The following is a 14,031-nucleotide window of genomic DNA, read 5'->3' on the forward strand; positions in this document are numbered from 1 at the left end:
GGATGGCCAGAACGACAAGAAGGAGGGAGAGGGGAATGTCCCATATCGACGATCGCCGGCCGGCGAAATCGCCGCTGTCGCCCCAGGATATCCGGGAAGCCTATGCCGACCAGCCCGACGAGGCGGATCGGATCGTCTTCGGACGGGTCGCCCATGGCGACCGTCGTGGATTCCTCAAGGGCGCCGGCCTCGCGACGATGACGGCGATGCTGGGCGCGGCCATCCCTTTCCATCGTTACATGCCGTCGGGGCTCATCCCCGCCGCCTACGCCCAGGACACCGGCATCGACCTCATGACCGGGAAGGACGGGCTGAGCCTCCTCAGCGACCGGCCGCTGAACGCGGAGACGCCGGCTCACCTCCTCGATGACGATGTGACGCCCTATTCCCGGCACTTCGTCCGCTTCAACGGGCTTGTTCCGCAGACGGCGCTGGACCAGAACGCCGAAGGGTGGCGCCTGACGATCGACGGTGAGGTCGACACGCCGCTGGAACTCACGATCGACGACCTGAAGAACAATTTCGAACCCGTCACCCGGCAGATGTGGCTCGAATGCGGCGGCAACGGCCGCGCGTTCTACCAGCCCGGCGCCTCGGGCAACCAATGGTCGGTCGGCGCGATCGCCAACGCCGAATGGACCGGCGTGCGGCTGCGCGACGTGCTGGACGCGGCGGGCGTGAAGCCGTCGGCGGTCTATACCGCGCACTATGGCAACGACGTTCATCTCTCCGGCGATGTGGAGAAGGTCGTCATTTCGCGCGGCGTTCCCATCGAAAAGGCGATGGAGCCGGAGAACATGATCGCCTGGGCGATGAATGGCGAACCCGTCCCGGCCCTCCACGGTTTTCCGCTGCGGCTGCTGATCGGGGGCTATCCCGGGTCGGCGTCGCAGAAGTTCCTCAATCGCATCTGGGTGCGGAATCAGGTCCATGACGGGCCGAAGATGACGGGATATTCCTACCGGCTGCCGGCCTACCCGGTCGCTCCGGGAATCGAGGTGCCGGAGGAGGATATGGAGATCCTCACAGTCATGCCGGTGAAGTCGCTCATCACATTCCCGGAAAGCGGCGCGCAGGCCCCCGTCGGCCAGCCGACTGAAATCCGCGGCCACGCCTGGGCCGGCGCGGGCGACGTGGCGGCGATGCATGTGTCGGTGGATTTCGGCCAGACCTGGCAGGAAGCCGCGCTCGACGCTCCGCCGAACAAATATGCGTGGCAGCGGTGGCGGGCCGACATCACCCTCCCGGAAGCCGGCTATTACGAGGTGTGGGCGAGGGCAACCGACGGCGAGGGCAAGATGCAGCCGCCCGTCGTGCCCGGCTGGAATCCCCGCGGCTACGGCAACAACATGATCCATCGGATCGCCGTTTTCGCGGTCTGATCCCGACTCCGTCCCATGGCCGCCGCGCGGGCGGCCATGGGAGAATCTTCCCGAAGAAACACGGAAACCGGTTTATTCATGGCGCAGCATCTTATTGCGTTCGGCGTGGCGGTCGTCCTGTCGGCGGCGGTCGGCGGCGGCGGTCACTGGGCGGTGACGCGGTACGCGGAACAATGGGCGATCGACCGGCAGGCGGCGCGGGAAGCCGCATTGCTGGCCGAGCAGCAGGCCGAGGCGGAACGGCAGGCGACGGCGGAGGCCGAACGGGCGGCCGCCGAGGCCGCCGAAGCGGAGGCGCGCCGTCGCCAGGTCGCCGAAATGGCGCGTTCCGCCGATAGCGGCGGCTTCAATCCGATGGCCCGCGCCGCCGCCCCCATAGCGGGGATGGCGGCCGGCCCTTCCACGCCTACCGATCCCGAATTCGGCGACCTGCCGGTTTCCGAGGGCATGGAGGAGACGTTCTACCTGTGCTCTGCCTGCCATTCGACGGCTATCATCCGCCAGCAGCACGTTTCCGACGCCCGCTGGGATTATCTCTGGAACTGGATGATCGAGGAGCAGGGCATGCCCGAACAATCGCCTGAGCAGCGGGAACTGATCCTCTCCTATCTGAAGCGTCATTTCTCATCTGAACGGTGACTGCGGGCGCTACCGGAACGCTCGACAGCGCCCGCGCCTTCGGACATTATCTCGCCCATGGGCATACCCCTTGGAATCGCGCTTTTCGGCAACCGGCGGTCGCGCCGGGCGGAACTGCTGATCCTCTGCGCGCGCATCGGCTACAACCCGCCGCGCGGCTGATCCCGCGCGCGTTCAAGCTGACAAATTTCCAAGCATTTCGATACCGGGGGAAGACCCATGACCCACATGCAGCGCACCACCGCGGAGTGGAAGCGTCTCAACACGCAGCACCATTTGCCGCCCTTCACCGACCACAAGAGCCTTGCGGGCGAAGGCGGCAGCCGCATCATCACGAAGGCCGAGGGCGTCTGGCTCTGGGATTCAGACGGCGAGAAGATGCTGGACGGCATGGCCGGCCTGTGGTGCGTCAATGTCGGCTACGGCCGGGAGGAACTGGCCCGCGCGGCCTATGACCAGTTGCTGGAACTGCCCTTCTACAACACCTTCTTCAAGACCACGACGGTCCCGGTGATCGAACTGTCGAAGCGTCTGGTCGACCTGACGCCCGAAGGGCTGAACCACGCCTTCTACGCAAATTCGGGGTCGGAGGCGAACGACACCATCGTCCGCATGGTCCGCCATTTCTGGAACCTGAAGGGCAAGCACCGGAAGAAGACGATCATCGGCCGGAAGTATGGCTATCACGGCTCGACCATGGTGTCGGTCTCGCTCTGCGGCATGGATGCGATGCACGGGCAGGCGGACCTGCCGTTCCCCGGCTTCCACCATGTCATGCCGCCCTACTGGTACGATTTCGGCGGCGGCCATGATGTGGAGGAGTTCGGCCTGATCGCCGCCCGCGCGATCGAGGATCGGATCAGGGAACTGGGCGCCGACACGGTCGCCGCCGTGATCGCGGAGCCGATCCAGGGCGCCGGCGGCGTCATCATCCCGCCGGCCAGCTACTGGCCGGAACTCCAGCGCATCTGCAAGGAGTATGACGTGCTGCTGATCGCCGACGAGGTGATCTGCGGGTTCGGCCGCACCGGCCACTGGTTCGGCTCCGACCTCTACGGCATCAAGCCCGATCTGATGACGCTGGCCAAGGGCATCACGTCCGGCTACGTGCCGCTGTCGGCCGTGATGGTTGGCGATCGCGTGGCCGAAACGCTGATCGAGGAAGGCGGCGAATTCTATCACGGCTTCACCTATTCCGGGCATCCGGTGGCCGCCGCCGTGGCGCTGGCCAATCTGGACATCCTGGAGAAGGAGAAGCTGGTCGACCGCGTGCGCACCGAAACCGGGCCCTACCTCCAGCAGAAGATGAGGGAGACGTTCGCCGACCATCCGCTGGTCGGGGAGGTGAGGGGCGTCGGCTTCATCGGCGCGATCGAGCTTGTCGAGGACAAGAAGACCCGCAAGCGGTTCCCGAAATACGGGGCGGTCGGTGCCAAATGCCGCGACCATTGCTTCGCCAACAATCTGGTCATGCGGGCGGTCCGCGACGCCATGGTCTTCTCCCCGCCGCTGACCATGACCAAGCCGGAGATCGACGAGATGGTCTCCCGCGCCAAGACCGCCATCGACGCCACCGCCCGCGATCTGGGGAAGATGTAACCCCGAACCAACCGCCCCTCACCCAACCCTCTCCCACGAGGGGAGAGGGCTACCAACGCGACCCTCTCCCCTTGTGGGAGAGGGAGGGACCCGCGAAGCGGGAGGGTGAGGGGAGTTGGTTCCCCTTTTCCCTTCCAATTCAATCCACTGCCGAATTTTCCCATCCCGGAAAATTAACACTTGCGCCCAACCCATTATGACTGTCCACTTCGGGTGGAACGGGAGAGGGAGCGGATGTGTCGGGCAACATCCTGCCGATAGCGATGGCGATAGCCGGCGTTCTGGCGCTGGGCGGCTGCGGCCTGCCCGCGCCCGTCGTCGTCGCCTCCTACGCCGCCGACGGCGTCAGCGCCGCGGCAACGGGCAGGACCGTGACGGACCATGCGCTGTCCTATGCCACCGGGCAGGATTGCGCGATGCTGCGGCTGATCGACGGCGTCGCCGCCTGCCATTCCGTCATCGATCAGTGGCATCCGATGCGGCTTCCCAGCGACGCCGCGCCCATAGAGCTGGATCCCCTGCGCTATGGCGATGTCGAACGGGTGGCCTGGTCTCCCTGGGCGTCGCCCTCGGCGCGCCGCCGGACCCAAATTCCCGATCACACCCCCGCCTTCACGCCGCCCCTGCCGCCGCGCAAGCCGGCCGATTTCGCGTTGGTCGCCGGGTTGCGATGATCCGGTTCTCCTCGCGCTGGTGCCGGCTGATTGTTGACATGGAACGCGCCGATGGGTGGAATGACGCGGGTAGGGAAGCTGAAGAAAAACGGGGACGATCATTCCCCAAAGCTCAAACGTCATTAGGGGTGGCTTTATGAAGCGGCAAATCGGAAGGGCTTTCATCGGCGCGGCGGCAATGTCGGCGCTCATGGTTCCAGGGTTGGCGGGCGCGCAGCAGCTCAACATCTACAACTGGTCGGACTATATCGGCGAAACGACGCTGGAGGACTTCACCGCCGAAACCGGCATCGAGGTCACCTACGACGTCTATGACAGCAACGAGGTGCTGGAGGCGAAGCTGCTGGCCGGCAATTCCGGCTACGACATCGTCGTGCCGACGGCCCAGCCGCAACTGGCGCGGCAGATCCAGGCCGGCATCTATCTGGAGCTCGACCGGTCGAAGATCCCGAACTGGGAGAATCTGGACGAAGGGCTGATGGAGCGGGTGGAAACGGCCGATCCGGGCAACAAGCACGCCATCATCTATCAGTGGGGCACCGACGGCATCGGCTATAATCGCGCCATGATCGAGGAGCGGATGCCCGACGCCCCGGTCAATAGCTGGGACATGATCTTCGATCCGGAGGTGGTGTCGAAATTCGCCGATTGCGGCGTCTCGGTCCTCGACGCGCCAACCGACATGTTGCCGATCGCGCTGAATTATCTGGGCTATGATCCCAACAGCGAGGATCTGGAGGAACTGGCGGCGGCGGAAGAGCTTCTGCTCTCCGTCCGGCCCTATATCCGGAAATTCCATTCCTCCCAATACATCGAGGATCTGGCGAACGGCGACATCTGCCTTGCGGTCGGATGGTCGGGCGATGTCTATCAGGCGTCGTTCCGGGCGGAAGACGCCGACAACGGCAACGAGATCGTTTATTCGATCCCGGTGGAAGGGACGATCGTCTGGTTCGACATGATGGGCATCCCCGCCGACGCGGAGAATGTCGACGAAGCCTACGCCTTCATGAACTTCATCCTCGAACCCGAGGTGATGGCCGGCATCACCAACTACGTCGCCTACGGCAACCCCGTCCCCGCATCGCTGCCGATGGTCGACGACTATATTCGCAACGATCCCGGCATCTTCCCGCCGCCGGAGGTTCAGGAGAGGCTGTTCTCCGTCGGCACCGCCAGCCCGCGCTACGCGCGGGAGCGGACGCGGACCTGGACCCGCATCCGCACCGGCGTCGAGTAAGGCCGGTATCGAGATGAGGACGCGTCCCGGCCCGTCGCTTCGGCGGCGCCGGGACGTCCTGAAGGGCGCGGGGACGGCAATGCGGGGGCATCGTGGCGGTCAGCGAACAGAAGCCTGATAAGCTGGAGCCGTGGCGCGATCCTGCCGCCCGGCCCTATGTCCGTATCGAGAGGGTGACCAAGAAGTTCGGCGACTTCACCGCCGTCGACGATGTCAGCCTCTCTATCCATCAAGGGGAATTCTTCTCGCTCCTGGGCGGGTCGGGCTGCGGCAAGACCACGCTCCTGCGCATGCTGGCCGGGTTTGAGACGCCGACCGAGGGCAAGATCCTGATCGACGGCGTGGACATGTCGGGCGTGCCGCCCTATGCGCGGCCGGTCAACATGATGTTCCAGTCCTACGCGCTCTTCCCGCACATGTCGGTGGAGCAGAATGTCGGCTTCGGACTGAAGCAGGACCGGACGCCCAAGGCGGAGATCAGGGATCGGGTGGCGGAGGTTCTGGACCTCGTCCAGCTCGGGCGCTTCGCCAAGCGAAGGCCCCACCAGCTTTCCGGCGGCCAGCGCCAGCGCGTCGCGCTCGCGCGCAGCATCGTCAAGCGGCCGAAGCTGCTGCTACTGGACGAGCCGCTGGGCGCGCTCGACAAGAAGCTGCGGGAGCAGACGCAGTTCGAGCTGGTGAACATCCAGGAAAAGATCGGCATCACCTTCATCATCGTGACCCACGACCAGGAGGAGGCGATGACCATGTCCTCCCGGATCGCGGTGATGGATTCCGGCCTCATCGCCCAGCTCGGCACGCCAACGGAGATCTATGAGTACCCGGCTTCGAAATTCGTGGCGGAGTTCATCGGCTCGGTGAACACCTTCAGCGGCCGGCTGGTGGAGGACGAGCCGGGCTACGTCACCATCGCGTCGGAGGAAACGGGCTGCGACCTCTATATCGACCATGGCATCTCCGCGCCCGAAGGGGCCCAGGTCTGGGTCGCCGTTCGGCCGGAGAAGATGACGATCTCCAAGGAGCCGCCGGCCGGCTACGACGCGGAATCGCCGCGCAACGCGACGCGTGGCACGGTGCATGAGATCGCCTATCTGGGCGACATGTCGATCTATCTGATCCGGCTGGCCTCGGGGAAGACGGTGCGCGTCACCGCGCCCAACCTGACCCGGATGACCGAGCTGCCGATCACCTGGCAGGACGAGGTCTATGTCAGCTGGCAGCCCTATGCCGGCGTGGTGCTGACGCAGTGACCGACCGCGCGGAAGAAGCCGGGGCGCACGCGGCCCGTTCCCGAAAGATCGGAAGGGGGCTGGTGATCGCCGTCCCCTATTTGTGGCTTCTGCTGTTCCTGCTGATCCCGTTCCTGATCGTGCTGAAGATCAGCCTGGCCGAACCGCTGATCGCCCAGCCGCCCTATTCGGCGCTGATCGAATGGGCCGAAGGGGCCTACCTGACGGTCCGCATCACCTTCTACAACTATCTCTTCCTGCTGTCGGACAATCTCTACATCATCGCCTATCTGAACTCGGTGAAGATGGCGTTCGTCTCGACGCTGCTGTGCCTCCTGATCGGCTATCCGATGGCCTACGCCATCGCAAGGGCGGATCCGGTCTACCGCACGCCTCTTCTGATGCTCATCATCCTGCCTTTCTGGACCTCGTTCCTGATCCGCGTCTATGCCTGGATCGGAATCCTCAAGGGCAATGGTCTGCTGAACAATTTCCTGATCTGGACGGGGCTGATCGATCAGCCGCTGGAGCTGATCTACAACGACTTCTCCATCTATGTCGGTATCACCTATTCCTACCTGCCCTTCATGGTCCTGCCGCTCTACGCCACGCTGCAGAAGATGGACATGTCGCTCCTGGAAGCGGCTGCCGATCTGGGCTCCCGGCCGTGGAAGGCCTTCCTCGCCATCACCCTGCCGCTGTCGTTTCCCGGCATCGTCGCGGGGTCGCTGCTGGTCTTCATCCCGGCGGTGGGCGAATTCGTCATCCCCGCGCTTCTGGGCGGGCCGGACACGCTGATGATCGGCAAGGTCCTGTGGGACGAATTCTTCTCCAACCGCGACTGGCCGGTCGCGTCCTCCGTCGCCATCGCGATCCTGCTCTTCCTCGTGGTGCCGATGATGCTCTTCCAATGGATGCAGGGTCGCGCGCAGGAGGCGAGGGACTGACATGGGCAAGTCGAAATTCCTCTTCGCCTCGCTGATCTTCGGCTATGCCTTCCTCTACCTGCCGATCATCCTGCTGGTGATTTTCTCCTTCAACGAAAGCAGCATGGTCACCGTCTGGGCCGGCTGGTCGGTGAAATGGTACGGGGAACTGCTGCACAATGAGCAGATGCTGTCGGCCGCCTGGCTGTCGCTTCGGGTCGGCGCGCTGACGGCCACCATCGCCATCGTGCTGGGCACGCTGGCCGGGATGATCATGGCCCGGTTCGGCCGCTTCCGCGGGCGGACCCTGTTCGGCGGCATGATCACCGCGCCCCTCGTCATGCCGGAAGTCATCACCGGCCTCTCCCTGCTGCTTCTCTTCGTCTCGCTGGAGGAACTGATCGGCTGGCCGCCGGGCAGGGGGTTCATCACCATCGTCATCGCCCATGTCACCTTCGCCATGGCCTATGTCGCCGTCGTCGTCCAGTCGCGGCTGGTCACCCTGGACGAAAGCCTGGAGGAGGCGGCCCAGGACCTCGGCGCGCGGCCGGTGAAGGTCTTCTTCGTCATCACCCTGCCGATCATCGCGCCGGCGATCGTCGCCGGCTGGCTGCTCGCCTTCACCCTCTCGCTGGACGATCTGGTGATCGCCAGCTTCGTCTCCGGCCCCGGCTCCACGACCCTGCCGATGGTCATCTTCTCCAGCGTCCGGCTCGGCGTCAGCCCGGAGGTTAACGCGCTGGCGACCATCATCATCACCATCGTCTCCGCCGGCATCATCGTCGCCGGCTGGCTCGCCGGCCGCCAGGAACGCACCCGCCAACGCGACGAACGCCTCGCCGCCGCCGCCGGCCCGTAGCGCCTCTCGCACATCATCGCATTGTTTTCATTGGTCATTCCGGACCTGATCCGGAATCCATAGGCCATCCCCGCACCACCGGCGGCAGACGCCATGCACCCCACGCATGACCGCCCGGCCAACCACCCCTCTGGTGGCGCAGCCCGAGTCATATTATTTCAAGGCCATCTGAAACAGCCCTGGAGCATTTCCGTGCAGTCCCTTCTGGTTTTCCTGACCATTCTCCGGCTCGGCGCCAATTCCCCGGCCAGCCGTTCCGTCGCGCCTTTCCCGCGCGCCTACTGACAAAGCCCCCAAGGGTCGACGGCGTCCCGCGCCTCCCCTTGTAAGCTTTCAAAAAACCACCGACAGGGTCCGGTCCGCCTCCATCCGGCGGATATCGGGCCCTAATCGTTTTTAACCCCCGCGATTGTCAATCCGGGCTCGCGCCGATACCCTGCCGCGCCTGTCAACTTTCGCGAGCTTCGCATCATGACCAATCCGGCGGCCGAAGGCTTCCGTATGCCGGCCGAATGGGATCCCCATACCCGGACCTGGATGGGCTGGCCATGCAGGGAGGAGGTCTGGGGCGATCGGATGGAGGCGGCGGCGACCGCCTATGCCGACGTCGCCCGGGCGATCGCCGAGTTCGAGCCCGTCACCATGGTCTGCAATCCCTCCGACGTGGCGGAGGCGTCGCTGGCGCTGGGCTCCGGGATCGAGATCTTGTCCGCGCCGATCGACGATAGCTGGCTGCGCGATTCCGGCCCGACCTTCCTTGTCGACGGCAAGGGCGCGCTCGCGGCGGCGGACTGGAAGTTCAACGCCTGGGGGGAGAAGTACAAGCCCTACGACCAGGACGCCGCGCTGGCCGCCGTCATCATCGAGAAGGTCGGCGCCCGCCGGTTCGAGGCGCCCTTCGTGCTGGAGGGCGGGGCCATCCATGTCGATGGCGAGGGCACGGCGCTGGTGACGGAGCAATGCCTGCTCAACCCCAACCGCAACCCCGGACTGGACAAGGCGGCGATCGAGCAGGGCCTGAAGGACTATCTGGGCGTGGAGAAGGTGCTGTGGCTCGGCGACGGGCTGGAGGATGACGAGACCGACGGCCATATCGACGAACTGGCCTGCTTCGCCCGGCCGGGCGTGCTCATGATAACCTCGCCATCCGACACGGACGATCCGGACTACGCGACGGTCCAGGACAACGTCACCCGCCTGAAGGGAGAGACGGACGCCAGGGGCCGCGCGCTGGAGATCGTGGAACTGCCCCAGCCCGCCCGCCGCGATTATCCCGACGGCGGCCGGATCACGCTCTCCTATGTCAATTTCTACATGCCCAATGGCGGCATCGTGATGCCGGCCTTCGGCGCGGCGGAAGACCGCGCCGCCTTCCGCATCATGAAGGAGACCTTCCCCGACCGGAAGATCGTCCAGGTCCCGGCCTCCGACATCGCCTGGGGCGGCGGCGGCATCCACTGCATCACCCAGCAGCAGCCGGAGCCGTAGGGCCCTCTCACAGCTGGGGTCGGTATCTGTCGCTCCAGGTCTTCGGCGTGGCCACCACGGTTCCGGGGACCGCGTCCGTGATGTTCCATTGCGGGATGCCCAGACCGGGAGGGTACTGGTCGTCATCCGTCATGTCTTCGTCATGGAGGGTTTCGGCCAGCACCTTTATCAGCCTGTCCGGTCCCGTCAGTGTCCATCGCTCCATGGCCATGGCCTTCAGCTTCGAGACATCGAAACCGCGCGGCATCTCGAACCGGTGCTTGGCGGTCATGGAATAGCCGCCCAGTTCGAACGCCTCCTTCGCCGGCAGCGCGTCCAGCTTCACGAACAACGCTCCCGCCATCAGCCGGCCGGTATGAAAGCCCAGATTCCGCTCAAGCTCGGCCAGCGTCCTGCCGATCAGGAACTTGTCCTGCGTGATGTAGCCCCTGACGTTGGGAAAAACATCTCCAACCTTCATGCCGCGCTCCTCCCTCATTGTAAGCGGTTATGTCAGGCTCCCGATTCACCCCTCATGGTGAGCCCGTCGAACCATGTGTGCACATCCCTCCCAAAACCGTCATGCCGGACCTGATCCGGCATCCATGGGACGCCGGCGGTAGGCGAAACGGATAGCTTCATCTTCTCCGGCCAGTGAGGCGGCGACGACCCATGGATTCCAGCCTCCGCTGGAATGACCAGAAAAAGGGAAGGGACCTCACTCTCTCCCTCATGGTGAGCCCGTCGAACCATGCGTGCGCAGGCGTCGCGATCCGACGGGCGCCGCTCAAACCGGCCGCCGCGCCTCGATCACGCGCTCGAATGCGGCCAGCGTCGCGGCGCTGACATGGTGCTCGATGCCTTCCGCGTCGCGCTCGGCGGTTTCCGCGTCGACGCCGATCGCCTTCAGGAAACCCACCACCAGCTCATGGCGCTGCTTGCAGCGCGCCGCCAGCGCCCGGCCCTCGTCGGTCAGGAAGATGGACCTGTAGGGCCGGCTTTCCGCCAGCCCGTCGCGCTGCAGCCGGGCGATCGTCTTGACCACCGTCGGATGCGCCACGCCGAGCCGGCGGGCGATGTCCGCCGTGCGGGCCTCGCCGGTGGTGTCGATCAGGTCCGCGATCAGTTCGACATAATCCTCCGCGACCTCCATCTGGTGCGCGTCGCGAACGCCGCGGAAGTTCGCCGCCTGCCGGTCGGCGTCCGGCATCTCGTCGGCATTTGTGCGCGTCTGCTGCCCGATCACGATGGTTCCTTCGCAAAGTCCGATATGGCCGCCACCCTGATGGTATCGCCTCTTCGGCGGCGGGGATCAAGCTGTTGACGGATGGTCCGTGATGGCGGAAAGTAGTCGTGGCTACATAAGGTAGCAGACAATACATTCGATGTCGCAAGGTCCGGGACGGCGCGATGAAATCCTTCTTCCAACGGCCGATAACCCGTCGCCTGATGTTTGCCGGAGGCGCCGCGCTGGGCGGCGTCCAGGCTGTTCGCGCGGCGTTCGGCGCCGATGCGGGCGCGTCCCACGGCGCACATGGCGGCGGCGTCCGAAACGGCATGCCCCCGATCGATGAAACGGTCCACGCGACCCATGACGGCATGATCACCGTGGGGGAGGTCGATTCCGCGCGCAACGGCTTCGATCCGCATGAGATCCTGACGGATTGGGACAGGGGCCGTCTCGTCCGCGACGCCGACGGCCGCGTCGCGCGGGAGTTCGATATCCTCGCGGAGGACAAGGAGATCGAGATCGCGCCCGGCCTCCTGTTTCCGGCCTGGACGTATAATGGCCGCGTCCCCGGCCCGACGCTCCGCGCAACCGAAGGCGAGAGGCTGCGGATACGGTTCCGCAATTTCGGCTCTCATCCCCACAGCCTCCATTTCCATGGCATCCACGCCGCCCGGATGGATGGCGTTCCGGGGGCGGGGGAAGTCCCGCCGGGCGGTGAGTTCGTCTATGAGTTCGACGCCTTCCCGTTCGGCTGCCACCTCTATCACTGCCATTCCGTGCCGCTGAAACGGCACATCCACAAGGGCCTCTACGGCGCCTTCATCGTCGATCCCGATCCCGCGCGCCATCCGGAGGAAGCGGCCGCCGCCCGGTCTCGTCTTCTGGGCGATCCGGAAAACCTGCGCTGGCAGGAATTCGTGATGGTGATGAACGCCTTCGACACGAATTTCGACGATGAGAACGAGATCTACGCCGTCAACACCGTCGCCCATGCCTATACGAAACACCCTATTCCGATCGACCGCGCCCGGCCGGTAAGGGTCTATCTGGTCAACGTGACCGAATTCGATCCGATCAACAGCTTCCATCTCCACGCGAATTTCTTCGACTATTACGACCACGGCACCACGCTGACGCCGACATCGCGCACCATCGACACCGTCATGCAGTGTCAGGCGCAGCGCGGCATCCTCGAATTCTCCTTCGGGAATCATGAGTCGGGGCAATACATGTTCCACGCCCACCAGACGGAATTCGCCGAACTGGGCTGGATGAGCCTCTTCGACGTGCGGGAGGGCGCGGCATGACAGGCCGGCGACTGACCCTGCGGCTGATCCTGGCGATCCTCGCGCCGCTGGCGCTCATCGTCGTCCTGGGCGGCGCGTTCCTCGCCGCCGATCCGCTCGATCGGCTCACCGGCGCGCTGCCGCCGGTCGAGGAACTGACGGTGGAGCGGCGGATTCTCGACGATGCCGGCATCGCCCTCCTGGTGCGCGCGGGCGGCTCGGCCCCTGTCGATATCGCGCAAGTGCAGGTTGACGGCGCCTACTGGACCTTCACGCAGGAGCCTCGGGGGCCGATCCCCCGCCTGACCTCGGCATGGCTGCACATTCCCTATCCGTGGATCATGGGCGAGGCGCATCACATCGCCATGGTGACGGCGACCGGTGCGGTCTTCGACTATACGATAGACGTCGCCGCGCCGACCCCAGGCTCTGGCAGCCTGGGCGCGCTGGGGCTGGTCGGGCTGATGGTCGGTCTGGCGCCGGTGGCGCTCGGGATGCTGTTCTACCCCGCGCTGCGGGCAGGCGGGACGCGGATGTTCGGCTTCGCGCTGGCGCTGACCGTCGGCCTGCTGGGCTTTCTTCTCGTCGACACGATGGCGGAAGCGCTCGACCTCGCCGCCGAAGCCGCGCCGGGGCTGGACGCCACGGCGATGGTCTGGCTTGTCGCCGCGCTTTCCTTCGCCGGCCTGATGGCGGTGGGGCGACGCAAGGGCCGCGCGCTTTCGGGACTGCCGCTGGCCTTCTCGATCGCGCTCGGCATCGGCCTTCACAATCTGGGGGAGGGGCTGGCCATCGGCTCGGCCTTCGCCACGGGCGCGGCGGCGCTAGGGACGTTCCTGGTGTTCGGCTTCACCCTGCATAATCTGACCGAAGGCGTCGGCATCGTCGCGCCTTTGGTCGATGAACCGCCCGGCCTGCCGGCCTTCGCGGCGCTCGCCGCGCTGGCCGGCCTGCCCGCCGTCGCCGGCATCTGGCTCGGCAGCTACGCCTTCTCGCCCCATTGGGCGGCCTTGGCGCTCGCCGTCGGCGCCGGCGCCATCCTCCAGGTGATCGTCGAAGTCTCTGCCCTGCTGGGCCGCCGCGCCCGATCGGAGGGCCGCCCCTGGACCTCCGGCACGGCGCTGGCCGGCATCGCTTCGGGCGTCGCCATCATGTACGCCACCGCCCTCCTCGTGCCGGGCTGACCCGGCTGCCATCCCCGTGCTTCGTCCTTGCAATCGGACAAGACACGATATAGGACTATAAGCATAATGAGGCCGTTTCTCACCTTCCTTTCAAAACCGTCATGCCGGACCCCGATCCGGCATCCATGCGGCGTCGGCGACAGGCAAAACAGATGGCTTCGTTCTCTCCGGCCGGTGAGGGCGGCGGCATCCCATGGATTCCAGCCTTCGCTGGAATGACCGTAAAGGGGGAGCGGCCTCGCCTCGCTTCCTCATGGTGAGCCTGTCGAACCATGAGTGCCCGCATCCTTCGACAGGCTCAGGATAAGGAAAACA

Annotated in this window: 13 protein-coding genes; 11 read left to right on the plus strand and 2 right to left on the minus strand. The window is 65.4% G+C overall.

Going from position 1 to position 14,031, the window contains the following annotated elements; all coding sequences use genetic code 11:
• The first annotated feature begins 35 nt into the window (after positions 1-35).
• From AAFN89_RS19365 to aguA, 9 genes are all read left to right on the plus strand, one after another.
• Positions 36-1,382 (plus strand): sulfite oxidase, encoded by a 1,347-nt coding sequence (locus AAFN89_RS19365; protein ID WP_347540865.1) that lies wholly within the window; start codon positions 36-38, stop codon positions 1,380-1,382.
• A gap of 78 nt (positions 1,383-1,460) precedes the next feature.
• Positions 1,461-2,021, plus strand: coding sequence for a hypothetical protein (locus tag AAFN89_RS19370; protein ID WP_347540866.1), 561 nt, complete (start codon positions 1,461-1,463; stop codon positions 2,019-2,021).
• A gap of 219 nt (positions 2,022-2,240) precedes the next feature.
• Positions 2,241-3,620 (plus strand): aspartate aminotransferase family protein, encoded by a 1,380-nt coding sequence (locus AAFN89_RS19375; RefSeq protein WP_347540867.1) that lies wholly within the window; start codon positions 2,241-2,243, stop codon positions 3,618-3,620.
• A 236-nt stretch (positions 3,621-3,856) separates the two neighbouring features.
• Positions 3,857-4,294 carry a hypothetical protein gene (locus tag AAFN89_RS19380; protein WP_347540868.1) on the plus strand — a complete coding sequence of 146 codons (438 nt, stop codon included), beginning with the start codon at positions 3,857-3,859 and terminating at the stop codon, positions 4,292-4,294.
• A 136-nt stretch (positions 4,295-4,430) separates the two neighbouring features.
• The gene (locus tag AAFN89_RS19385; protein ID WP_347540869.1) at positions 4,431-5,534 is read left to right on the plus strand and encodes a polyamine ABC transporter substrate-binding protein; all 1,104 of its coding nucleotides are present in this window, start codon (positions 4,431-4,433) and stop codon (positions 5,532-5,534) included.
• A gap of 92 nt (positions 5,535-5,626) precedes the next feature.
• On the plus strand, positions 5,627-6,784 hold the full coding sequence (potA, locus tag AAFN89_RS19390) for a polyamine ABC transporter ATP-binding protein (RefSeq protein WP_347540870.1): 1,158 nt from the start codon (positions 5,627-5,629) through the stop codon (positions 6,782-6,784).
• A complete protein-coding gene (locus AAFN89_RS19395) occupies positions 6,781-7,710 on the plus strand; it encodes an ABC transporter permease subunit (RefSeq protein ID WP_347540871.1) in 930 nt (309 codons plus the stop codon). The genes potA and AAFN89_RS19395 overlap by 4 nt, the downstream gene beginning before the upstream one ends.
• A gap of 1 nt (position 7,711) precedes the next feature.
• Positions 7,712-8,548 (plus strand): ABC transporter permease subunit, encoded by an 837-nt coding sequence (locus AAFN89_RS19400; protein WP_347540872.1) that lies wholly within the window; start codon positions 7,712-7,714, stop codon positions 8,546-8,548.
• A 471-nt stretch (positions 8,549-9,019) separates the two neighbouring features.
• Positions 9,020-10,036: an agmatine deiminase gene (aguA, locus tag AAFN89_RS19405; RefSeq protein ID WP_347540873.1), complete on the plus strand. Its 1,017-nt coding sequence runs from the start codon at positions 9,020-9,022 to the stop codon at positions 10,034-10,036.
• Between the two features lie 7 nt (positions 10,037-10,043).
• Here the strand turns inward: aguA and AAFN89_RS19410 are convergent, their stop codons facing one another.
• Positions 10,044-10,496, minus strand: coding sequence for a hypothetical protein (locus tag AAFN89_RS19410; protein ID WP_347540874.1), 453 nt, complete (start codon positions 10,494-10,496; stop codon positions 10,044-10,046).
• Positions 10,497-10,802: 306 nt separating this feature from the next.
• Positions 10,803-11,261: a manganese-binding transcriptional regulator MntR gene (mntR, locus tag AAFN89_RS19415; protein WP_347540875.1), complete on the minus strand. Its 459-nt coding sequence runs from the start codon at positions 11,259-11,261 to the stop codon at positions 10,803-10,805.
• Between the two features lie 164 nt (positions 11,262-11,425).
• Between mntR and AAFN89_RS19420 the strand changes: the two genes are divergently transcribed.
• Positions 11,426-12,553 carry a multicopper oxidase domain-containing protein gene (locus AAFN89_RS19420; RefSeq protein WP_347540876.1) on the plus strand — a complete coding sequence of 376 codons (1,128 nt, stop codon included), beginning with the start codon at positions 11,426-11,428 and terminating at the stop codon, positions 12,551-12,553.
• Entirely contained in the window at positions 12,550-13,716 is a 1,167-nt protein-coding gene (locus AAFN89_RS19425; RefSeq protein WP_347540877.1) for a metal transporter, read from the plus strand. Before AAFN89_RS19420 ends, AAFN89_RS19425 begins: the two co-directional genes overlap by 4 nt.
• Positions 13,717-14,031: the final 315 nt, after the last annotated feature.

Source organism: Inquilinus sp. CAU 1745, from assembly GCF_039839375.1.
Lineage (GTDB): Bacteria > Pseudomonadota > Alphaproteobacteria > DSM-16000 > Inquilinaceae > JBDOQU01.

Bases quoted from the DNA above. Each gene is read 5' to 3' on its own strand.
- AAFN89_RS19365 (WP_347540865.1), top strand. From the start codon at position 36: ATGTCCCATATCGACGATCGCCGGCCGGCGAAATCGCCGCTGTCGCCC.
- AAFN89_RS19370 (WP_347540866.1), top strand. From the start codon at position 1,461: ATGGCGCAGCATCTTATTGCGTTCGGCGTGGCGGTCGTCCTGTCGGCG.
- AAFN89_RS19375 (WP_347540867.1), top strand. From the start codon at position 2,241: ATGACCCACATGCAGCGCACCACCGCGGAGTGGAAGCGTCTCAACACG.
- AAFN89_RS19385 (WP_347540869.1), top strand. From the start codon at position 4,431: ATGAAGCGGCAAATCGGAAGGGCTTTCATCGGCGCGGCGGCAATGTCG.
- AAFN89_RS19400 (WP_347540872.1), top strand. From the start codon at position 7,712: ATGGGCAAGTCGAAATTCCTCTTCGCCTCGCTGATCTTCGGCTATGCC.
- aguA (WP_347540873.1), top strand. From the start codon at position 9,020: ATGACCAATCCGGCGGCCGAAGGCTTCCGTATGCCGGCCGAATGGGAT.
- AAFN89_RS19410 (WP_347540874.1), bottom strand. From the start codon at position 10,496: ATGAAGGTTGGAGATGTTTTTCCCAACGTCAGGGGCTACATCACGCAG.
- AAFN89_RS19420 (WP_347540876.1), top strand. From the start codon at position 11,426: ATGAAATCCTTCTTCCAACGGCCGATAACCCGTCGCCTGATGTTTGCC.
- AAFN89_RS19425 (WP_347540877.1), top strand. From the start codon at position 12,550: ATGACAGGCCGGCGACTGACCCTGCGGCTGATCCTGGCGATCCTCGCG.